This is a genomic window from Pseudocitrobacter vendiensis, from assembly GCF_943590815.1.
GTDB lineage: Bacteria > Pseudomonadota > Gammaproteobacteria > Enterobacterales > Enterobacteriaceae > Pseudocitrobacter > Pseudocitrobacter vendiensis.
The window spans coordinates 1-22,574 of sequence record NZ_CALSBS010000009.1 but is presented as its reverse complement, the minus strand read 5'-3'; the positions used below and the strand labels follow the sequence as shown (position 1 = coordinate 22,574).

The 22,574-nt window shown below is 53.4% G+C and carries 21 protein-coding genes; 4 read left to right on the top strand and 17 right to left on the bottom strand.

The window, feature by feature from the left end:
- Positions 1-69 precede the first annotated feature (69 nt).
- The 6 genes from NMC31_RS11560 to phoB form a co-directional block, all read right to left on the bottom strand.
- Positions 70-405: a hypothetical protein gene (locus tag NMC31_RS11560; RefSeq protein ID WP_253898000.1), complete on the bottom strand. Its 336-nt coding sequence runs from the start codon at positions 403-405 to the stop codon at positions 70-72.
- Between the two features lies 1 nt (position 406).
- A complete protein-coding gene (locus NMC31_RS11555; RefSeq protein ID WP_253897999.1) occupies positions 407-1,195 on the bottom strand; it encodes a DUF4225 domain-containing protein in 789 nt (262 codons plus the stop codon).
- Between the two features lie 263 nt (positions 1,196-1,458).
- Entirely contained in the window at positions 1,459-2,814 is a 1,356-nt protein-coding gene (gene proY, locus NMC31_RS11550) for a proline-specific permease ProY (protein ID WP_253898088.1), read from the bottom strand.
- Between the two features lie 85 nt (positions 2,815-2,899).
- A complete protein-coding gene (brnQ, locus tag NMC31_RS11545; protein ID WP_253897998.1) occupies positions 2,900-4,219 on the bottom strand; it encodes a branched-chain amino acid transporter carrier protein BrnQ in 1,320 nt (439 codons plus the stop codon).
- Between the two features lie 420 nt (positions 4,220-4,639).
- Positions 4,640-5,926, bottom strand: coding sequence for a phosphate regulon sensor histidine kinase PhoR (phoR, locus tag NMC31_RS11540; protein ID WP_253897997.1), 1,287 nt, complete (start codon positions 5,924-5,926; stop codon positions 4,640-4,642).
- Positions 5,927-5,947: 21 nt separating this feature from the next.
- The gene (phoB, locus tag NMC31_RS11535) at positions 5,948-6,637 is read right to left on the bottom strand and encodes a phosphate response regulator transcription factor PhoB (protein WP_015965629.1); all 690 of its coding nucleotides are present in this window, start codon (positions 6,635-6,637) and stop codon (positions 5,948-5,950) included.
- A 193-nt stretch (positions 6,638-6,830) separates the two neighbouring features.
- On the opposite strand from phoB, the gene sbcD reads away from it, so the two are divergent.
- Both sbcD and sbcC read left to right on the top strand, forming a co-directional pair.
- Entirely contained in the window at positions 6,831-8,033 is a 1,203-nt protein-coding gene (gene sbcD, locus NMC31_RS11530; protein ID WP_253897996.1) for an exonuclease subunit SbcD, read from the top strand.
- Positions 8,030-11,167 (top strand): exonuclease subunit SbcC, encoded by a 3,138-nt coding sequence (sbcC, locus tag NMC31_RS11525; RefSeq protein WP_253897995.1) that lies wholly within the window; start codon positions 8,030-8,032, stop codon positions 11,165-11,167. Before sbcD ends, sbcC begins: the two co-directional genes overlap by 4 nt.
- Positions 11,168-11,327: 160 nt before the next feature.
- On the opposite strand, the gene mak is transcribed toward sbcC, so the two are convergent.
- The gene (mak, locus tag NMC31_RS11520; protein ID WP_253897994.1) at positions 11,328-12,230 is read right to left on the bottom strand and encodes a fructokinase; all 903 of its coding nucleotides are present in this window, start codon (positions 12,228-12,230) and stop codon (positions 11,328-11,330) included.
- Between the two features lie 98 nt (positions 12,231-12,328).
- On the opposite strand from mak, the gene rdgC reads away from it, so the two are divergent.
- Positions 12,329-13,243: a recombination-associated protein RdgC gene (rdgC, locus tag NMC31_RS11515; RefSeq protein WP_253897993.1), complete on the top strand. Its 915-nt coding sequence runs from the start codon at positions 12,329-12,331 to the stop codon at positions 13,241-13,243.
- 42 nt (positions 13,244-13,285) lie between these two features.
- Here the strand turns inward: rdgC and ppnP are convergent, their stop codons facing one another.
- The 5 genes from ppnP to NMC31_RS11490 form a co-directional block, all read right to left on the bottom strand.
- On the bottom strand, positions 13,286-13,570 hold the full coding sequence (gene ppnP / locus NMC31_RS11510; RefSeq protein ID WP_015965634.1) for a pyrimidine/purine nucleoside phosphorylase: 285 nt from the start codon (positions 13,568-13,570) through the stop codon (positions 13,286-13,288).
- 203 nt (positions 13,571-13,773) lie between these two features.
- Positions 13,774-14,451 carry an AroM family protein gene (locus tag NMC31_RS11505; protein ID WP_253897992.1) on the bottom strand — a complete coding sequence of 226 codons (678 nt, stop codon included), beginning with the start codon at positions 14,449-14,451 and terminating at the stop codon, positions 13,774-13,776.
- A 248-nt stretch (positions 14,452-14,699) separates the two neighbouring features.
- Positions 14,700-14,891 carry a YaiA family protein gene (locus NMC31_RS11500; protein WP_015965636.1) on the bottom strand — a complete coding sequence of 64 codons (192 nt, stop codon included), beginning with the start codon at positions 14,889-14,891 and terminating at the stop codon, positions 14,700-14,702.
- Positions 14,892-14,942: 51 nt separating this feature from the next.
- Positions 14,943-15,467: a shikimate kinase AroL gene (gene aroL / locus NMC31_RS11495; RefSeq protein WP_149462169.1), complete on the bottom strand. Its 525-nt coding sequence runs from the start codon at positions 15,465-15,467 to the stop codon at positions 14,943-14,945.
- A 273-nt stretch (positions 15,468-15,740) separates the two neighbouring features.
- A complete protein-coding gene (locus NMC31_RS11490; RefSeq protein ID WP_253897991.1) occupies positions 15,741-16,193 on the bottom strand; it encodes a YaiI/YqxD family protein in 453 nt (150 codons plus the stop codon).
- Positions 16,194-16,330: 137 nt separating this feature from the next.
- On the opposite strand from NMC31_RS11490, the gene proC reads away from it, so the two are divergent.
- Positions 16,331-17,140 carry a pyrroline-5-carboxylate reductase gene (proC, locus tag NMC31_RS11485; protein ID WP_015965639.1) on the top strand — a complete coding sequence of 270 codons (810 nt, stop codon included), beginning with the start codon at positions 16,331-16,333 and terminating at the stop codon, positions 17,138-17,140.
- A gap of 65 nt (positions 17,141-17,205) precedes the next feature.
- On the opposite strand, the gene NMC31_RS11480 is transcribed toward proC, so the two are convergent.
- The 5 genes from NMC31_RS11480 to idnO form a co-directional block, all read right to left on the bottom strand.
- Entirely contained in the window at positions 17,206-17,523 is a 318-nt protein-coding gene (locus tag NMC31_RS11480; RefSeq protein ID WP_015965640.1) for a PsiF family protein, read from the bottom strand.
- 98 nt (positions 17,524-17,621) lie between these two features.
- Positions 17,622-19,049: an alkaline phosphatase gene (gene phoA, locus NMC31_RS11475; RefSeq protein ID WP_253897990.1), complete on the bottom strand. Its 1,428-nt coding sequence runs from the start codon at positions 19,047-19,049 to the stop codon at positions 17,622-17,624.
- Positions 19,050-19,149: 100 nt separating this feature from the next.
- The gene (gene idnR, locus NMC31_RS11470) at positions 19,150-20,142 is read right to left on the bottom strand and encodes a DNA-binding transcriptional regulator IdnR (protein ID WP_149462173.1); all 993 of its coding nucleotides are present in this window, start codon (positions 20,140-20,142) and stop codon (positions 19,150-19,152) included.
- A gap of 78 nt (positions 20,143-20,220) precedes the next feature.
- Positions 20,221-21,510, bottom strand: a complete 1,290-nt coding sequence (locus NMC31_RS11465) for an MFS transporter (protein WP_253897989.1) — start codon at positions 21,508-21,510, stop codon at positions 20,221-20,223.
- A gap of 46 nt (positions 21,511-21,556) precedes the next feature.
- A complete protein-coding gene (idnO, locus tag NMC31_RS11460) occupies positions 21,557-22,321 on the bottom strand; it encodes a gluconate 5-dehydrogenase (RefSeq protein ID WP_253897988.1) in 765 nt (254 codons plus the stop codon).
- Positions 22,322-22,574: the final 253 nt, after the last annotated feature.

Below are 22,574 nucleotides of genomic sequence, written 5' to 3'. Positions count from 1 at the left end.
GCTGGGGGCGGAGTCAGCTAACAATTAAAAAAATACAAGTTAGGCAAATCACAAATCGCTCTCATTACACTATATTCCACGCAACCTGATATAGCATTTTAGCATTCTCCAGAACCCCTTATGAAAACGACAGGTTATTTCAATAACAACAAACACCAGACCAAATATCAAAGCTAAGGCAAGCAGGTCTTTGATGTTACTCAGACCAATAGAAGCAACAAAAAAAATCACAATGACTATCAAAATCAAATCAACATTAAAAACATTAGCTTCAGTTAATCTGTACGCTTTTTGGATGCTAATCCTTTTCATATTTGCAACGTTGATTAACCGCTGAATTGTATATACATCCAGGCCTAGTGCAGTCAATTTTTCAATAAGGTTCATATCTTCTTTATTGTACATGTTATTCCTTGCCTAACTTTTTCCAGTTCGTTTCATTTTCGCCAATAGCCTTTTTAATGGAGAATACACTTGCTGCGTTACCCACTACTTCATTAAGCCATCCTGCAGCACCTAATTGACTCCAGTTACGAATATAATCCTCTTGAATAAAATGAAACAATTTCCATGAATCTTCTTTCAGGACAAATGACGATAAGGAACCTGCGGATAAAACAATATCTCCTGCAGAAAATGCGATGTCTCCGTCTTTGTCGTCTCCGCCAAGGAGCCTGGCTGCATAGCGGTAAGCCTCACGAACTGGGACTTTCTCGGGATCAGTATGGTAAACCAAGTAGTAGCCGTTCTCCCAAATATTCTCTGTACCCTGAATCATTAAAGGAAAACCATAAGCTTTACACGCTGCGCCAAGACTTACTTTGCAAATACCGGCACCACCAATAACCTGCATAGCACCACTAACAAAACCGACCCTTTTCAGAGTAATGGTAAGTGTAGAGTGTCTGTCTTTTTCACGTTCAGCAATTGCGTAAAGTTTAATACTTCCCATTTGTAGTTGACTTTGATTCTCGAGTAAACGATGGTATTGTTTATTTAGTCCGTCCATCGCCTGCGCGAAACTTGTTCTCCCCGATACATAACCATCTATATAATCATCAGAGGTCATATTTTCTGACACCATAAATTCAGAGCGTATCTTTATATCATTCAAGTAGTGAAATGCTATATCGAATACAAGCCTGTCTATATCTGCCTTTATGTTTTTCAAACTCATTAAACCATAACTACTCATGAGTAACTCCATTTAATCTCAAAAAAAACACCAAATGACAATACATATTTTTTATCATTATCAACGATAGAATATTTGCAATATTAAATGATAACAATCATTACATTACACTTGTTCTAATAAGATCCCTTGACAATGATCAAAATAATTTATTTACCATATCAATATAAAAAAAAAGCCCGATAACTAGACGTTATCGGGCTTCGATTTAACTATTTTTTGCCTGATGACGCTTCGCTTATCAGGCCAACCCATTGCGCATATTAACGACGGCTACGACGCGATTTAAACATCCAGCCAATCAGCAGCAGCACAATCCATGCAAAACCAACATACAGAGAAATACGCGTATCCGGGTGATAACCGATCAGGCCGATGATAAAGACGAGGAAAATCAGGCCAATAATCGTCGTGGTCACGCCACCCGGCACTTTGAATTTCAGCGCTTTCACCTCTTCCGGCGACAGACGACGGCGGAAGGCGACCTGTGAGAGCAGGATCATAATCCACACCCATACGGTGGCAAAGGTCGCCAGCGAGGCGATCACCAGGAAGACGTTTTCCGGCATGATGTAGTTCAGATACACCGCAAACAGCAGCGCAATGGTCATCACCATCACGGTGACCCACGGAATACCGCGACGCGAGGTTTTGGCAAACACTTTTGGCGCACTGCCCTGCTCGGCCATGCCGTGCAGCATACGGCCCACGCCGAACACATCGCTGTTAATTGCTGAAAGCGAGGCCGTCAGCACCACAAAGTTGAGGATGCTGGCAGCGAAGGTGATGCCCATATGCTGGAAAGTCAGCACAAACGGGCTGCCGTCAGTGCCCACCTGGTTCCACGGGTAAATAGACATGATCACAAACAGTGTACCCACGTAGAACACCAGAATACGCATCGGCACGGAATTGATGGCGCGCGGAATGGATTTCTCCGGGTCTTTTGCTTCACCGGCGGTAATACCGATAATTTCGATACCGCCGTAGGCGAACATCACCATTTGCAGCGACATCACCATGCCGAGCCAGCCGTTACTGAAGAAACCGCCGTTGCTCCAGAGGTTATGTATGCCGGTCGGTTGCCCGCCGTTGCCAATCCCCCAGATGATAATGCCGAAACCGGCGGCAATCATGATGATGATGGTGGCGACTTTGAAGAAGGAGAACCAGAACTCAAGCTCACCAAAGACCTTCACGCTCATCAAATTGATAGCGCAAATGATCATCACCACGCTCAGCACCCAAATCCAGTGCGGCACATCGGGGAACCAGACGCCCATATAGATGCCGAACGCGGTTACGTCAGCGATCGCGACAATCAGGATTTCAAAGCAGTAGGTCCAGCCGGTGATGTAGCCAGCCAGCGGGCCGAGGTTTTCCTGTGCATAGCGCGAGAAAGAACTGGCTGCCGGGTTGTGCACCGACATTTCGCCCAGCGCGCGCATGATGATATACGCCGCCACGCCACCAATAATATAGGCCAGCAGCACGCTCGGCCCGGCCATCTTGATTGCATCGGCGGAACCATAAAACAGCCCGGTACCAATTGCCGACCCTAGCGCCATGAAGCGAATGTGCCGGGTACTTAGCCCGCGCTTCAGCTTGTTGTTTTCCATCGTTTCCAATGCCATTTCTTACCAAAAAACAAAAAACCACGGGACGTAAAGTCCCGTGGTTAAACAGAGTGTTATCGCGCGAAAATTAATGCGCGTTAGACGTTACCTGTCGGCCTGCCGCACGGTCCCAGATAATCGCCAGAACCGCCATTATCACCGTCGGCAGCAGCCAGGCCAGGCCTTGCTCCGCCATCGGCAGACGCGCCGTCCAGCCAGGCAACACATCAGCGAAGGCCGATGCTTTGATACCGTCAAGGATACCAAACATCAGGCTGATAAACATCGCGGGTGCAATTACGCGGGTCGAATTATGCCACCAACCGCGGGTAAAGCTTAATACAACCAGTGCGATACATGGCGGATAAATCAGCGTCAGTACCGGAATGGAGATCTGAATCAGGTGGCTCAGCCCCAGGTTGGAGACCGCCATCGAGAAGATACCCAGAATAAACACCAGCGAACGGTAAGAGAGCGGCAGATACTGCGCGAAGAACTCCGCACACGCACAGGTCAGGCCAACAGCGGTAACCAGACAGGCGATAAAGATGAGCGCCGCCAGCAGGAAGCTGCCTGCCCCGCCGAAGGTATGCTGCACATACGCATGCAGAATCGCCGCGCCGTTCGCACTCTTATCGACCAGCAGCGCGCTATCGGAACCCAGACGGAACAGCGCCAGGTACAGCAGCGTCAGGCCAACACCGGCCATCAGACCCGCCCAGATGGTATAGCGAGTCAGCAGGCGGGCTTCAGTGACGCCGCGAGAACGTGCCGCGTTAACGATAACGATACCGAATACCATCGCGCCCAGGGTATCCATGGTCAGATAACCATTCACAAAACCATTGGAGAACGGTGCTGTTTGATAGGCTTCAAGCGCGTGGCTGATGGGGCCTGCCGGCCAGATAACCGCAGCAACGGAAAGCACCAGTAATGCCAGAATTTTCATCGGCGCGAGGAAGTTGCCGACGGTATCCAGCAGTTTGCCCGGATAGAGGGAAACCAGGATCACCAGCGCAAAATAGACCAGGCTGTAGATAAACAGCGGCATCGCGCCATCGCCCGTCAGCGGGGCAATACCAATTTCAAATGAGACTGTCGCGGTACGCGGCGTCGCAAACAGCGGACCTACGGCCAGATAACAGACGGTCGCCAGCAGAACACCTGCGACTTTACCAATTGGCGTACTCAGGCTATCGACGCCACCGCCGACTTTTGCCAGCGCGACAACGGTCAACACAGGCAGACCGACTGCGGTAATCAAAAAGCCGAGCGCGGCGATCCAGACGTTCGGACCCGCCTGCAAACCGACCATAGGAGGGAAAATGATGTTGCCAGCGCCGACAAACAACGCAAAGGTCATAAAGCCCAGAGCGATGATGTCGCGTGTTTTTAACTGATGGGTCATATGTAACTACTGCCTGTGGATGTGGTGTTGTACAAATAAAAAACTTTGTGCCCGCTCCAACGGAATGTTTCAGAGGAAACAAGCAACAAACTCAGCGGGATATGCTCCCTTCGTAGCGTGAGGAAGAATAGTTTTTTGATTTGCTACGTAAATACAGTCTGATTCCTACTGCATTAGGCGCAATTTAAACGCTTATAACGTTTTAAAGCAATATGGGATCGCAAAACCAGACGATTATACCGATAGTAAAGACAAACCTGGAACGAATAACCAGATATAGGAAAAACACATGGCTGATCGTGCGAACAAAAAAGCGTCAGTTGTTCATTAATTATCCGAGCCCTGATTGACTGCAAAGTAAACAGACCAGCCGAGGCTGGTCTGTGGAAACGCATCGTGACAAGCGCCAGTTCAGGCCCTTTATTTGGCAATTAATCGTTCCGGTAGCAGGAAACTAAAGCGCGTTCCTTTCCCTGGCTGACTGTCGATATCCAGACGGCTATCGTGATGATTCAACGCATGTTTAACAATCGCCAGCCCTAATCCGCTGCCGCCGGTCTGTCGGGAACGCGCCTTATCCACGCGATAAAAACGCTCAGTTAAACGCGGAATATGTTCCGCCGCGATGCCAGGCCCGCTGTCCTCAACGCTGAACAGCGCGCCGTGCGGCGCATGCTGCCAGCACACAGTGATTTTCGTGCCCGCAGGCGTATGATTCACCGCGTTGTACACCAGATTCGATACCGCACTGCGCAGTTGCTCTTCATTACCCAGCACTTTCAACGTGTCATCAATATCAAAATGAAGTTCGTGCTGATGTTGGCTGAGAGTCTGCGCTTCCCGTTCAACCACCTTCAGCATCATCGGCACATCCACCTTTTCATTGAGGGTGAGTGTCGGTGCGGCTTCAATTTTCGATAGCGTCAGCAGCTGTTTCACCAGCCCTTCCATACGCTGCGTCTGTTCACGCATGGTATGCAACGCTTTTTCGCGCGTTGGGCCTTCGAGCACCTGCTCCTGAAGCATTTCCAGATAGCCCTGCAACACCGTCAATGGCGTACGCAGTTCATGACTGACGTTGGCAAAGAAGTTGCGCCGCGCACCTTCCAACTGATGCATTTGCGTGACATCGCGCGCCACCATCAGCAACTGCCGGTCGGTATAGGGCATGATACGGATTTCCAGATGGCGCCCATTATTGAGCACCAGATGCAGCGGTTTAAGAAACTCGCGTTGCTTAAGATGCTGCGTAAATTCCGGATAACGCAGTAGGTTAAGAATATTTTGCCCGCTGTCGTCCGGCCAGCGCAGGCCAAGCAACCGCTGCGCCAGGCCATTACACCAGAAGATTGCGCCCTCTTCCGTGGTCAATACCACCGCATCGGGCAGCGATTCTGCACCGCTACGAAAGCGTTTAATCAGATTACCCAGTTCACGGCGACGTTTTTTATTACGCAATTGCATCTGGTTAAGGCCGTACAACAGGGGTTCCCAGCTACCGCGCCCCGGAGGTGGCGTCATGCTGCGATCGACCCATAACCACCAGGAAAGACGTAAAAGATTCCAGAAATGCCAAATCAACAACCCGGTCACCGCGGCCAGCAGAAACCAGGGAAGATGGCCGATAAGCAGCCCTAATATCAGGGCCGGGAGACAACACAAGAAAAGCTCAAAGGCGAGTCTTTTCCATGACAGCCGTTCCAGCACGCGTCACACTCCTGTCAACATTCAGAAACGAGCCGAAAAACGGTAGCCCGTGCCGCGAACGGTTTGCACCATACGATCGTGGCCGCTGTGTTCCAGCGCTTTACGCAGGCGGCGAATATGCACATCCACCGTGCGATCTTCCACATAAACGTTAGTGCCCCAGACATGGTTCAACAGTTGCTCACGGCTATAGACGCGTTCAGGATGCGTCATAAAGAAGTGCAGCAACTTAAATTCGGTCGGGCCCATATCGAGCGGGTTTTCCCCGGTCATCACGCGATGCGAGGTGGGATCAAGGCTTAAACCCTGCATCTCAATCACCTCCTCCACCGCCATTGGGGAGATACGGCGCATCACCGCTTTAATACGCGCCACCAGCTCTTTCGGGGAAAAGGGTTTAGTAATGTAATCATCCGCGCCGGTTTCCAGACCGCGTACGCGATCCTCTTCTTCACCGCGCGCCGTCAGCATCATAACCGGAATATCACGGGTCAGCGCTTCACGCTTGAGATGTTTGATAAACTGTAGCCCTGAGCCGCCCGGTAGCATCCAGTCGAGCAGAATAAGATCGGGCCAGGGTTCATTGAGCTGATTCACCGCGCTGTCATAATCTTCCGCCTCAATCGGCTGGAAACCATTTTGCTCCAGCACGAAACAGACCATTTCGCGGATGGGTGCTTCATCTTCAACGACCAGAATACGTCTCGCCATTTTATGCCCTGTTTTTTTAGCCATCAGTATACATTTGGCGCCATTATGCGTCAGATTTATGACACTTTTATGAAAAACATGACCGTTACATGATGACCCTTTACGTTTTATGACACATCCCGAATTCCCCCGTCGATCATGATGCCGGGGAATGTATAATCCCGGCTATGCTTTTTTCCCCACAGGGATGACGATGCGAATTCTTCATACTTCAGACTGGCACTTAGGCCAGAATTTTTACAGTAAAAGCCGTGCCGCAGAACACGATGCGTTTCTGAACTGGCTGCTGGAGACCGCGCAACGCGAACAGATAGACGCCATTATTGTGGCGGGCGATATCTTTGATACCGGCTCGCCGCCAAGCTATGCGCGCGAACTCTACAATCGCTTTGTGGTGAATCTGCAACAAACCGGCTGTCATCTGGTGGTGCTTGCCGGGAATCATGACTCCGTCGCCACGCTGAATGAATCGCGCGATATTTTGTCGTTCCTGAATACGACGGTGATTGCCAGCGCCGGACACGAGCCTTTTATTCTGAATCGCCGCGACGGCACACCCGGCGCAGTTTTCTGCCCGGTGCCGTTTTTGCGTCCGCGCGATATCGTCGTCAGCCAGGCCGGGCTTTCCGGTGCGGAAAAACAGCAGCATTTACTGGAAACCATTACTGACTACTATCAGAAACAATACCAGCAGGCCTGTACGCTTCGCAGCGATCGCCCGCTGCCGGTTATCGCCAGCGGCCACCTGACCACCGTCGGTGCCAGCAAAAGTGATGCCGTGCGTGACATCTATATTGGCACACTGGATGCCTTTCCGGCGCAAAACTTCCCGCCCGCCGATTACATCGCCCTGGGGCATATTCATCGCGCGCAGAAAATTGGTGGCAGCGAGCATATTCGCTACTGCGGCTCGCCTATCCCGCTCAGCTTCGATGAAACGGGGAAAAGTAAGAGCGTTAACCAGGTGACCTTTGTCGACGGTAAGCTTCAGGACGTCACGCCACTCGATGTCCCGGCCACGCAACCGCTGGCGGTCATTAAGGGCGACTTTGAGAGCATCAGCAGCCAGTTGGCACAGTATCGCGATGCCCCGTCTGAGACCCCAATCTGGCTGGATATCGAAATCACCAGTGATGAATATCTGCATGATATTCAGCGTAAAATTCAGGTCATTACCGATGATTTACCCGTGGATGTGCTGCTGGTCCGGCGCAGCCGCGAACAGCGTCAGCGCATTATGGACAACAGCCTGCGTGAAACCCTGAGCGAACTGGAAGTTGAAGAGGTTTTCCAGCGTCGTCTGGCGCTGGAAACGCTGGAAGAATCCCAGCAGGCGCGCATGAAAGCGTTGTTTGATCTCACCGTACACTCGCTTGATGAGGAGCCGCAACCATGAAAATCCTCAGCCTGCGCCTGAAAAATCTCAACTCGCTGAAAGGCGAGTGGAAAATCGATTTCACCGCCGAACCCTTCGCCAGCAACGGCCTGTTTGCCATCACCGGGCCGACAGGCGCGGGGAAAACCACCCTGCTGGACGCCATTTGTCTCGCGCTGTATCACGAAACGCCGCGCCTCAACACGGTATCGCAATCACAAAACGATCTGATGACCCGCGACACCGCCGAGTGTCTGGCGGAAGTTGAGTTTGAAGTACAGGGCGTGGCCTATCGCGCATTCTGGAGCCAGAACCGCGCGCGCAATCAGCCGGACGGCAACCTACAGGCGCCGCGCGTTGAGCTGGCGCGTCGCGATGACGGCAAAATTCTGGCCGACAAAGTCAAAGACAAACTCGAACTTATCGCGTCGTTGAGCGGGCTGGATTACGGGCGCTTCACCCGTTCAATGTTGCTGTCGCAGGGGCAGTTCGCCGCGTTTCTTAATGCGCGCCCGAAAGAGCGCGCGGAGCTGCTGGAGGAACTCACCGGCACGGAAATTTATGGGCGAATTTCTGCGCAAGTCTTTGAAAAGCATAAGCTGGCGCGAACCGATCTTGAAAAGCTACAGGCGCAATCCTCCGGGATGGTGCTGCTAAGTGAAGAGCAGCAACAGTCACTGCTGGGAAGTTTGCAGGCGCTTACTCTCGAAGAGAAAGCCGCACTGGAGCAGCAGACTATCGCACAACATCAGCAACAGTGGTTGCTGCGCCAGCAGGAACTGACGCGCGAAACGTATACCGCCCGGGAAGCGCTAACCGCAGCAGAACAGGCCCTGGCAACCGCGCAGCCCCAACTGGACACGTTACGCCGCGCCCAACCGGCGGAGCTGCTGCGCCCGCGCTGGGCACACCTTCAGGAGCAGGCAATCACGCTTGCCAGAACCCGGCAGCAAACGCTGCAAGTAAATACTCGCTTACATGAAGCAACCACCCGCCGTAACCGTATCCGCACCACGGCGGTTGAACAGATTCGCAGGTTGCAGCAAACGCAAACTCAGCTTAACCAGTGGCTTGAGGAGCACGATCGTTTCAAACACTGGGGCAGTGAACTCACCGGCTGGCGCGCTGCGTTTGCTTTACAGGCGCGTGAAAACACGCAGTTGCAGAACAACCAGCAGCGCCTGAGTACGCTGGAAAAACAGCTAGCCCAGTTACCGGCCTCCACGCTGACGCTGAATCTGGCCGAAGCCAGCGACGCCATTAACGCGCACAGTGCCGCGCGCCCGTTGCGCCAGCAGCTCACTACACTGCATGCACGGTTCCTGCCGCTGCAAAAACGGCGTCAGCAGTTGATAGAAGCACAGAGCAACCGTCGCCAGCAGCTGGAAAAACTGACCGCTGACCTGACCGATCGCCGCCAGCGCTACAAAGAGCAAAACCAGCAACTGAACGACGTCCGCGCGCTGTGCGACATGGAAGCAACCATTGTGAGTCTGCAAGCCGAACGCGCCAGGCTGCAACCCGGTTGCGCCTGCCCGCTGTGCGGTGCGACCGAGCATCCGGCGATTGCGGAATACCAGGCGCTGACGCCCGGTGTCAATCAGGCGCGTCGCGATGTACTGGAGCATGACGTCAAACGGCTGGCGGAAGAAGGTGCAACCCTGCGCGGCCAGCAGGATGCCCTGCAAAAACAACAGCAGCTAGAAGAAAGCGAGCTGGAGTCCCTTTCTCAGCAGGAGCAAGCACTTACCTATCAATGGCAGGAGGTGACGGCCGCGTTAGGCGTGACGCTTCACGCCGGGGAAGCGATTAGCGAGTGGCTTGCCGCACAGGAAGAGTACGAACAGCAGCTTTATCAGCACAGTCAGCGGCTGAATTTACAGCAGCAGGTAACCGACCTTCAGCAGCAGATTTCGCAGGCACAGAATGAACTCACCCAGCGCCGCGAGGCGTTGCAGGCTCAACTGGCAACGCTTTCGCTCACCGCACCGCTTGCCGGGGAAGAGAGCGCCTGGCTGGCGGCGCGCGAAGAGGAAAATCGGCTCTGGCAAAGCCAGCAGACACAGCACGGTGAGACGCAGCATAAACTCGCCCAGCTTCTGCCGTTGCTGGACACGCTGCCTGCATGTGAAATCGAAGAGACAACATCCGTTTCGCTGGAGGGATGGCAGCAGATCCACAACGATTGCATCTCCCTCGCCAGCCAGTGGCAAACCTTGTCGCAGCAGGAAGCGTTGGAAAAAGAGCGTCTGGATCAGGCCGAGCGCGAATTCGACCAGGCATTAGCGGAATCACAATTCAGCGACCGCGTGGCGTTTCAGGCCGCATTGCTGGAACAGCCTGAGCGCGAGCGCCTGGAGCAACTTAAACAGTCGCTGGAGAGCAAGCTTCAGCAGTGCCGCACGCTGGATACTCAGGCACAAGATGCTCTGCAACGTCATCAGGCCCAACGCCCGGCAACGCTTAGCGATGATGTTTCACTTGAACAGGTGCAAACCCAACTGGCGCTGATGGCCCAGCAGTTGCGGGAAAACAGCGCGCGTCAGGGAGAACTTCGCCAGCAGTTGAAACAGGATGAAGAGAACCGCCGCCAGCAACAAAACCTGCTGCGGGAGATTGAAAAAGCCAGCGCGCAGGTGGAAGACTGGGCGCATCTGAACGCACTGATTGGCTCTAAAGAGGGCGATAAATTCCGCAAATTTGCCCAGGGGCTGACGCTGGATAATCTGGTATGGCTGGCAAACGACCAGCTAAGCCGCCTGCACGGGCGCTATCTGCTGCAACGTAAAGCCAGCGAGGCGCTGGAACTGGAAGTGGTCGACACCTGGCAGGCGGATGCGGTACGCGACACGCGAACCCTCTCCGGCGGCGAAAGTTTCCTCGTCAGCCTGGCGCTGGCGCTGGCGCTTTCTGACCTGGTAAGCCACAAGACGCGCATTGATTCGCTGTTCCTTGATGAAGGCTTCGGTACACTGGACAGCGAAACACTCGACACAGCACTGGACGCACTGGATGCGCTCAACGCGAGCGGCAAAATCATCGGCGTGATTAGCCACGTAGAGGCGATGAAAGAGCGCATTCCGGTACAGATTAAAGTGAAGAAAATTAACGGGCTGGGGTATAGCAGGCTGGATAAGGTGTTTGCGGTGGAGTGAAATTGAAATGTGGGGGAATGTGCGCGCTGATGCCCTCACCCCGTCCCTCTCCCACAGGGAGAGGGAGAACACCACATCGCGCACAATCGGTCCCCTCTCCCTTGAGGGAGAGGGCCAGGGTGAGGGGGAAATAGCCGCACAATTCCCCCGAACGCGTCCCCTACAACGGCCACAACCACGCCGCGCCGCGCACGCCGCTGGAATCACCGTGCACCGCTTTGCGAATCGGTGTTTCGCACTCGCGGCCAAACACCCACGGCTTCACTAACTCCGGTACCGTTCGATACAAGCGATCAACGTTACTCATCCCGCCACCCAGCACAATCACATCCGGGTCGAGAATATTGACCACGTTCGCCAGCGATTTCGCCAGGCGCTGCTCATAGCGGCTGAAGGCCTGCTCCGCCAGCGCATCGCCCTGTTCCACCAGTTGCATAATCTCCCGCCCTTTCAGCGCGTTGCCGCTCAGCCGATGATAATCCGTCGCAAAGCCGGTGCCGGAAATAAAGGTCTCAATGCAGCCTTGTTTCCCGCAGTAGCACGGCACTTCCGCCCGATAGCGCAATTCGTCATCGTCCATCCACGGCAGCGAATTATGCCCCCACTCGCCCGCCGTACCGTTACCGCCGATGTGCGAACGCCCGTTAATCGCCACGCCCGCGCCGCAACCGGTGCCAATAATCACCGCAAACACTGTTTGTGCACCCGCTGCCGCGCCGTCAATGGCTTCGGACACCGCCAGGCAGTTGGCATCGTTCGCCAGACGCACTTCCCGACTCAGACGCTCGCTGAGATCTTTATCAAACGGCTGCCCGTTCAGCCACGTGGAGTTAGCGTTTTTCACCACCCCGGTGTAGGGCGAAATCGAGCCAGGAATACCTATTCCAACCGTTCCCGTTTGCCCGGTCGCCTCTTCGGCCATTGCCACCAAATGAGCAATGTTTTCAATCGTTTCACGATAGTCGCGCGGCGTCGGTAAGCGATGCCTGAACAGCTGCTCTCCCTTGTCGCTTAGCGCGATGACTTCCGTTTTTGTACCGCCCAGATCAATCCCAATACGCACAGAACGCTCCTTCTGAAATTCCCCGATTAACAATGCAAGCATAGAGACAATTCGTTATCATGCCCGCTGAATTTAACGATAAAGCCGTGGGAAATATCATGCTGTGGTTCAAAAATTTAATGGTTTATCGTCTCAGCCGCGACATTTCTTTGCGCGCCGAAGAGATGGAAAAACAGCTCGCTGAATGGACTTTCACCCCGTGCGGAAGCCAGGATATGGCGAAAACCGGTTGGGTTCCGCCGATGGGCTCGTCACAAAGCGACGCGTTGACCCACACGGCCAACGGTCAGATTATTATTTGCGCCCGTAAAGAAGAGAAGATCCTGCCGTCTCCGGTGGTGAAGCAGGCGCTGGAAGCGAAGATCCACAAGCTGGAAGCCGATCAGGGTCGTAAGCTGAAAAAAACCGAGAAAGATTCGCTGAAAGATGAAGTGCTGCACTCTCTGCTGCCGCGCGCCTTCAGCCGCTTCAGCCAGACGATGATGTGGATCGACACCGTGAACGATCTGATTATGGTTGACTGCGCCAGCGCTAAAAAAGCGGAAGACACCCTCGCCCTGCTGCGTAAAAGCCTGGGTTCACTGCCGGTTGTCCCGCTGACAATGGAAAACCCGATCGAGCTGACCCTGACCGAATGGGTGCGTTCCGGTTCGGCGGCGCAGAGCTTCCAGATCCTCGATGAAGCAGAGCTGAAAGCGATCCTCGAAGATGGCGGCGTGATCCGCGCGAAGAAACAGGATCTGGTTTGTGATGAAATTGCGGTGCATATCGAAGCCGGTAAGCTGGTGACCAAACTGGCGCTCGACTGGCAGCAGCGCATTCAGTTCGTAATGTGCGACGACGGTTCAATTAAACGTCTGAAGTTCAGCGATGAACTGCGTGACCAGAACGAAGATTTTGACAGAGAAGACTACGCTGCGCGTTTTGATGCTGACTTTATCCTGATGACCGGGGAACTGGCTGCTCTGATTAAGAGCCTGGTGGAAGGGCTTGGCGGAGAAGCACAGCGTTAATGCTTCACTACTCCTTCCTGCCGCAGCAGGAAGGAGACACTCTTACAGATAACGACAAAGATAAGACGTCGGTTCCGCCACTTCCAGATGGAACTCGCTGTTGCCGGGCACGTTGAACACTTCACCAGCGGTATACACTTGCCACTCGGTTGCACCTGGTAGCAACACATTCAGCGCGCCACTGACTACCGTCATCTCTTCCGGCTGCGCGGTGCCAAAGGTGTACTCGCCTTCCGCCATCACGCCGACGCTCGCGCGCCCGGTGCTGCTGCTGGTAAAACCAATGGATTTCACTTTTCCGTCGAAGTATTCATTGCTTTGAAGCATAAACAGGCCCTTATTGTCTTGTGTTTAATCACTCAATATAGGGGTACGGACAGAAGCCTGTCACGCGAATTTATACCCGTCATACTTCAAGTTGCCTGTGCGTTGGCTACGCTCGTTCACCCCAGTCACGTACTTATGAACGCTCCCGGGGATTCACTCCCTTGCCGCCTTCATGCAACTCGAATTATTTTGGGTATATATTGTTAAACTAATAATTCTGCCGCCAGCCTGGCGACCAGCACATTTGACAGTAAAACAGGGACATCCAGCGCTTTTTGTAACAAATCACGGTGATGCTGATGGAAGCCTAAACAGTCCAGCACCAGTACATCCGCGCCCTGCTCAACGAGTTTGCCTCCGGCGGTCACCAGTTCAAGATCGGTACCGTGAATCGGGTTTGCCAGTTCGTAATAGGGTTCAGAGGGCAGTACCTGCCACTTCTCCTGTTGTGCGCGAAGAATCTCCTCAATGGGAACGATCACGCCAACCTGATGGCCTTCTACAATCGACGCCACTAACGGTGGAATAATTCGCTGAGGCTCGATAAGCATCGCATTACGCGCCACCAGATGTTGCAGTTTAAACGTATTCATCAACAGAATGACGTCATACTGTTGATTATCCAGCACTTCAATAATGGCCTGGAGATCGCGTTCAATTTTTGAACGGGAGACTTCAGCCAGTTGGTTATCGTTAAGCAACGCCAGAATTGTTTCCTCTCCCGGTTGCGCCCCATACTCCTTCATAACCTCCTCACGACTCAGATTTCCTAACAAACTCTTATGGGTAATCTGATCTTCCCTGATGTGCTCAGTGAGTAGTGGCAACACTTCTTTGACGGATACAACCCCTACCGTCAGAATCGCCAACGTCGTATTCATGTTATGTACCTTCTTTACAACTCCTGCCTGCACACGGCTCTTCTTACCACTTGGCCACCTGGATGGATGAAAAAACACCGTTCAGAAGCGTAGCAGCTCATTTATCAGGCGAAATGTAAAGGTTCCGGATGATTCCGGCACGCTCCTGATATAACTAAACTTTAACCTTTTAATAACAGTTACGATAAGTAAAAAGTGTGATTAAGGCCCAATATAACCACTTTATTATTGGGCCTTATTGAGGGGTGTTAGCTTTTGGAAGGGTCTTCATAGCGCTGTTTGGCGTCAAGCGCGTCCTGCTTCGTAGTATGCTCACTAATCAGCGTATCGGGTGTGGGGTGGTCTGCGCGTAATTGATACCAGGTGACCGTTTGGCCGGGCTGCCCTTTTTCGACAACTTCAATACGCGCTTCGCGTGGATACGGGGGATTGGTCGGCATCGCTCTTCCTTATGTTGACTGACAGAGCGTTAAGTATAGGCAATGCCTGAATTAAGAGGCGCGAGCCAGACGCAGTTCGGTCAGAATTTGCTCAACCACGTCGTCCGGACAGGCCGATGCATCAACAATATGGTGCGCTGTCTGGCGATAGAGAGCATCGCGCTGCGCCAGGATATCCGCCACTTCTTCCGTGATCGGTTTTCCCGTTAACGTTGGGCGCTGCGATGCTTCCGGGAAGGCTTCCAGGCGGTCCGCCAGGACCGATACCGGCGCATTGAGGTAAATCACCACGCCATTCTGACGCATAAAGTCGCGATTCACTTCAGCCAGAATGATGCCCCCGCCCGTCGCCACGACCGTTGCCGGTTGGGTGACGAATTGCAGCGTTTGCGTTTCACGGGCACGAAAACCGGCCCAGCCTTCTCGCACCACAATATCGGCGACTGTCATGCCGGCACGCTGTTGCAATACTTGATCGGTATCCACAAAGTGAAAATCACAGGCATGGGTAAGCCGTTGACCTATAGTTGTTTTTCCACAACCACGCGCGCCAATCAAAAAAATAGGCTGAGTCATGACCTGGCGTTCTCCCTGGAACGATGAAGATGCGGGACGCATATCTGAATTAAGAATGATATCACCAAACTAGTACACAAGTAAGTGTAAATAAAGAGTTACAGAACTATCCAGACTCTGTAAGACAAGCACAAATATGCCTGAAAACAGTACGTGCAAAAGCGTAAAGAAAAAGTGTCACATATTGTTTAGATAAATGTACACGAAAGCAGGCTTCGTTGACAAGCGAGCAGACGGTGCAAACGGTAACACATTTTTGTGACGAAATTCACATTAAGGATGTTTTGCCGCCAGCAGCCATTTATCCAGTTCCGCCGCAAACTGTTGTCTGTCGCGCTGGCTCAACGTGCTCGGGCCGCCGGTTTGCACGCCGCTTGCGCGCAGGGTGTCCATAAAATCACGCATGGTTAAACGCTCGCGAATCGTCGCGTTACTGTAACGCTCGCCGCGCGGATTCAACGCCGCCGCGCCCTTTTCCAGCACTTCAGCCGCCAGCGGGATATCGGCAGTGATCACCAGATCGCCCGGTTCACATAAGCGCACTATTTCGTTATCGGCAACGTCAAAACCTTTTGGCACCACCATCGCCCGTATAAAACGTGATGGGGGCACGCGCAGAGACTGGTTTGCTACCAGCGTTACCTGCGTTTGAGTGCGGTCCGCCGCGCGAAACAGTACCTCTTTGATGACGTTCGGACAGGCGTCCGCATCAACCCAAATTGTCATTACCTCTCCTGAATTTGGCAAAACGGTGGGTAATGATGACATGCCCGGCGCGTGCTGTCGCGTAATGTTCAGGTTACTCGTCGCGACAAATCGCCTATAAAGGTACACTAATAAAAAAACACACAATGGGAGACATCATGGACAAGAAGATTGGCTTCATCGGCTGCGGGAATATGGGTAAAGCAATTCTTGGCGGCCTGATTGCCAGCGGTCAGGTGCTGCCGGGCCAGATTTGGGTCTATACCCCATCGCCGGATAAAGTCGCCGCCCTGCACGATCAGTTCGGTATTAACGCCGCCGAAAGCGCGCAGGAAGTCGCCCAGGTGGCGGACATCGTCTTCGGTGCCGTGAAGCCAGGCATCATGATTAAAGTGCTGAGCGAAGTCGCTTCCAGCTTTAATAAAGATTCTTTGGTGGTCTCTATTGCTGCTGGCATCACGCTGGATCAACTGGCGCGCGCGCTGGGCCACGATCGTAAAATCGTCCGCGCGATGCCAAATACACCGTCGCTGGTGAACGCAGGAATGACCTCCGTAACCCCCAACGCACTGGTCACGCCGGAAGATACCGCCGATGTGCTGAACATTTTCCGCTGCTTTGGCGAAGCCGAAATCATCGCCGAGCAGATGATTCATCCGGTCGTTGGCGTCAGCGGTTCCGCACCGGCGTATGTATTCATGTTTATCGAAGCGATGGCCGATGCGGCCGTTGTGGGCGGAATGCCGCGCGCGCAGGCCTATAAATTTGCCGCACAAGCGGTGATGGGTTCAGCGAAGATGGTCCTGGAAACGGGTAAGCATCCGGGTGAATTAAAAGACATGGTTTGTTCGCCTGGCGGCACAACGATTGAAGCCGTCCGCGTACTGGAAGAAAAAGGATTCCGCTCTGCCGTTATCGAAGCCATGGCAGCCTGCATGGAAAAATCAGAGAAAATGAGTAAAGCCTGATCCTCTGAATAAAAACGCCCGGCTAAATTCTACCGGGCGTATTTCTTGCCAAAAAGTCGATTGCGTTAAGCGGATTTTTTCAGACAGGCGCTCATAAATTTCTTACGGTCGTCGCCTTTTAATGACTGCTCGGTCGCTTTCGCATTACATTCACGCATTTTCTGCTGCTGAGGCGTCACGCCTTTCTCTTTCGCTGCATCCTGCCCTTTCAGGCACGCGCTCATGTAAGTTTTGCGTTCATCACCTTTGATCGTTTTCGCCGTTGCCTGCGCATTACAGTCGCGCATGCGCTGCTGCTGCGGCGTTAATGTTTGATCTGCCGCGCCTGCGGTAGAGACAAAACAGAGACCAAAAACAAAAGCACCCAGTATTGCGAGTTTCATTGCACCATCCTTATATAAGACAATCCTTACAATTCTGAACGCTGGCGGAAATAAAACAAGCCGACGGCGCTATTTAGCCGTCGGGACTACTGGAAATATTACAGGCCAAGCGCGGACTTCATGGTGTAGTAAAGATCGGTCTGGTCGGTCAGGCCAACGACGTTCGCCGCATGTGGGCCGTACGCGGCGATGCGCACCTGAGTGCCGGTGTGCTCCATCGATTCCTCTTCCGAGTTGCCGTAGCTCATTACCATGACCGCGCCATCTTTGGTATTCAATGCCTGAGTCAGGCCGGGCGCTTTCGTATCCGGCGCGACAATCTGGCTGGCGTGGGCGTGGTCAGCGGTGACGATCACCAGTGTGTTACCGTCTTTCTGTGCGAATGCCAATGCTTTCTGCACAGCCTCGTCCAGATCGACCGTTTCACCAATTTGCCCGCACGGATTTGCTGCGTGATCCTGTTTGTCGATCGACGCGCCTTCCACCTGCAAGAAGAAGCCTTTTTCGTTGCTACTCAACAGCGTAATCGCCTTGTCGGTCATCTGCGCCAGCGTCGGCACGCTGTCATCACGTTTCGGGTTCGGCGTACAGGTTACAGCTGGTTTATCAATGTTGCCGTGATAGGACGCTTTTGGCCCTTCCCAGCGCACCGGCATGTTGCCGTCAGAGAAAAGCCCCAGCAGCGGTTTGTCCTGATTCGCCTCGGTAATGCTCGCCAGCCCGCTGGCATCGCTGATCAGCTGGTAGCCGCGCGCCTGTGCCTGCTCGCGCAGGGTTTTGCCCTGCCATTCGCCTGCGGTAGCGGTCTCAGCAAAGGTTTTCGCGCCGCCGCCTAAGGTGACGTCAGCGCGTGCGTTCAGCAGTTGCTCGGTAATGGAGCCTTTGCCGCCTTTTTCCAGCGCGTTAGTCGGGCATTTTTCCGTAGTCACGCTCGGACCGTAGCATTTACGCGAGGTCACGTGAGAAATCTGTGCCGCTGGAGTTGCGTCCTGCAATTCCGCGGTAGAGACGTTGCCTGTTGCAAGGCCTGCGGATTTTGCCAGCTCAAGCAGCGTTTGATGTGGCTGCTCATGGATGTCCACGCCCAGCGCGCCGTTATAGGTTTTCACGCCGGTGCTCCATGCGGTGGCCGAGGCGGCGGAGTCAGTGACGTAGTCCGGTTTCCCGGTTTTTTTATCCAGCGCGTAGTGGGTGTACTGACCGGTCAGCGGCAGCGCATCAATGCCTTTAAAGAAGCCGCCCGCGCCCAGCGCGTAGTTGCGCGCAGCGGTAATTTCGGAATCTCCCATGCCATCGCCAATCAGCAAAATAATATTTTTCGCCGGTTTATCAATGATCGACGCACGCAGCGCCGCTGACTGGTCGCCGCTCAGGCGACGTGCGCCACCGGGCGCAGTGATATCACCCTGCGCCGCACGACTATCAAGCGCGGGTGCAGTCAGGGTTTCTGCGTGAATAATCGGGGTTGCCAGCAAAGGTATTAATGCAATAAAGAGAGCGCTGTACTTCATTATTATCATCTCCATGAAAAAACTAAAAAAATGAAATCGCAGCGACTGTATAAAAGTAATGTGACGGTCACATGACTAAATTCTTACATTTTTATCACAGGATGATTTGCACTAATTACAGCGTATCGCCGTAATAAATCTGATAGCCCACATTCACGCTTTCCGGCACATCTTTACCCGCCAGTCGTTTGAGCAGCAATTCGCTGGCCACCTGGCCAATCTCGAAGCGCGGCGTGACCACGCTGGCGACTTTTTGCAGGCGTGCCCGCCCTATTTCCAGCCCATGGAAACCCGCGATCGCCAGCTCGCCCGGCACGCTGATATTCTGCGCCTGGCACTCCAGCAGCACGCCGACCGCCAGGTCATCATTGGTGCAGAATACCGCGTCAATATCCGGGCGCTGCTGGCGCATTTGCTGAAACATTTGACGCCCCAGTGAAACCGAAGAGATGGTTTTCGGCGCCAGGTGGTACGGCTCCAGGCCGTGCGCCGCCAGCGCATTTTGCGTGCCGCGATATCGACTGAGATCGCGCGGGTCATCCATTGAGCCAAAGAAGGCGATCTGTCGCTTGCCGCTGTCGAGAAACGCGGTGGTCATCTCCCAGGCGGCTTTTTCATTATCAAAGCCGACCTGGATATCGAGCGGTTGCCCGGAAACGTCCATTAGCTCCGCCACCGGAATACCGCTGGCGCGCAGGTACTGTACCATTCTGTCCGTATGCTGGCGGCCGGTGAGGATCAGGCCATCGATGTTATACGAAAGCAGATTCAGCACTTCCCGCTCTTCACGACAGGGATCGTATTCGTAGTTGGCGATCAGCGTTTGGTATTGATGCGCGGAGGTCACGGACTCGATCCCCGCCAGTACGTCGGCGAAGATCTGATTGCGAAACGAAGGAATCAAAACGCCGATCGTTTTACTGCGCGCGTTGAGCAAAATTTCCGGCGCGCGATTGGGAATGTAGTTGTTCTCTTCCATGATTTTCGAAATCAATTCACGGCTACGCGCAGAGACCTGATTAGGGTCTCGCAGATAACGGCTGACCGTCATCTTATTTAGCCCCGCGAGGTTAGCGATATCCTGCAATGTCATCCGATTGTTTTTCATGAGGTTCTCTGCGACATAATGCCTGTTTTGCTCGCAGAGAACCTTATCACAGCCGGGCAGGATCTGCATCCAACCCGTTTAGCTGGCGGCCTTATTCGTTTGCAGCGTGCCGCGCGTCGTTTCGCCTGGCGCGCGCACGCAGTACATCAGTACCACCGACGCAAACAGCGCGGTCGCCATAAAGGTGTAAGACGCGCCAGGCCCGCCGGTGATGCCGTTGAGATAACCTACCAGCCACGCCCCGATAAACGCACCCAACGCGCCGAAACTGTTGATTAACCCCATCGACACGCCCGAGACGTTGCGTGGCAGCAGTTCCGGTATCAACGCGAAGAACGGCCCATAAGGTGCGTACATACAGGCTGCGGCAATTACCAGCAACGCATAGGAGAGCCAGAACGCCTGGGTGCCCAACATCCACGACCCGAAGAACGCGACGCCCGCAATCAGTAGCAAAGGCCAGATAAACAGCTTACGGTTTTGCAGTTTATCGGAGAGCCATGAGACTACCAGCATCAGGCAAATTGCCGCCAGATAAGGCACAGCGGCCAGCCAGCCGACGGAGGCAATGTCCATTTGCGCCGCATTTTTCAGAATCGACGGCATCCACATCATGAAGCCGTAGACACCGATACTCCACAGCGCATGCACGGCACACAGCATAATGACGTTACGCGAACGCATCGCTTCACCGTAGTTACGCACGGGCTTGATGGCCGTTTGTTCGCTGTCCATTGCCTGCTGAAGCGCTTGTTTTTCTTCTTCACTGAGCCAGGTAGCCTCTGACGGTTTATCGCGCACCAGCGCCCACCAGCAGAAAGCCCACAGCACCGCCGGAATGCCCTCGATGATAAACATTTCGCGCCAGCCCCAGGCCTGAATCAGGTAACCAGAGACAATCGACATCCACAACACCGTCACCGGATTACCGAGAATCAGGAAAGTATTGGCGCGTGAACGCTCGCTTTTGGTAAACCAGTTGCTGATGTAAATAAGCATCGCGGGCATCACAGCCGCTTCGACAATACCCAGGGTAAAGCGAATCGCCATCAATGTCGGGATATTACTGACGAAACCGGTGGCTGCCGCGCAGAACCCCCATAATATCAGGCTGAAAAAAATCATTTTCCGCACGCTGCGTTTTACCGCGTACATTGCCCCCGGCACCTGGAAAAAGAAATAACCAAGGAAGAACAGCGCGCCAATTAACGATGCGGTCCCTTTGGTGATCCCTAAATCATTTTCAATTCCGGCTGCGGCGGCAAAACCGTAATTCGCGCGATCAAGATAGGCCAGGCTGTAGGTAATAAAAATAATCGGCATTAAATACCACCAGCGGCGAACTGGCAGCTTGCTAAGTGTTTTCATACTCAATCCTCAGACGATGAGCATCATCTATCGTTATTTTATGTTGTTACACGGCGGCTAACATTCCGCCATCGACAAACAGAATATGACCATTCACAAAATCAGAAGCAGGCGCCGCGAGATAAACTGCCGCACCAATCAGCTCCTCTGGTTTTCCCCAACGGGCTGCGGGCGTGCGCTGGTAGAGCCAGGCGGAAAAGGCTTCGTCGTCAACCAGCGCGGCGGTCATGTCGGTGGCAAAATATCCCGGCGCAATACCGTTAACCTGAATATTGTATTCCGCCAGCTCAACACACATTCCGCGGGTTAACATTTTGACCGCACCTTTTGAGGCGGCGTAAGGTGTAATCGTTTTGCGTCCTAATTCGCTTTGCATTGAGCAGATATTAATTATTTTCCCCTGCCGACGTTGCATCATATATTTCGCGACCTGCTGGGAAACCAGAAATACGGATTTTTGGTTCACGTCGATCACTTTATCCCATTCGGCTTCCGGAAATTCAGTAAAGGGATAACGGCGTTGAATACCGGCGTTATTAATCAGAATATCAATTGTGCCCACCTCCTGTTCGATGTTGTCGATGGCTTTGGCCACCTCCTGCGCATGAGTGACATCAAAACCGTAACCCACTGCGCGGAATCCCTCAGCCGTCAGGGCATCCGCTGCCTGTGTAGCGCGCTGTTGGGTGATGTCGTTAATCACCACCTCCGCGCCGTGCTCTGCCAGGCCGCGAGCCAGCAGCAAGCCAATCCCCTGCGCAGAACCGGTTACCAGCGCGCGTTTACCCGATAAATCAAATAAGTTGCCCATAAAAAACCTCTTGCACATCAACTGTTACGCGTAACTGTATACGCGTAACAGTTGTTTTGAGAAGATCGCTGGTGGGGAAAATGATCGTTTTGTGATCGGGGGAACATTTGTGTGAAATGAGGGTGAGGAAGTCGCATTTTCCCCCTCACCCTAACCCTCTCCCTCAAGGGAGAGGGAACTGGCCGTGCCTGGGCTTACATATGACGCTGTTTTTCACCCTCTCCCTCAGGGAGAGGGAACTGGCCGTGCCTGA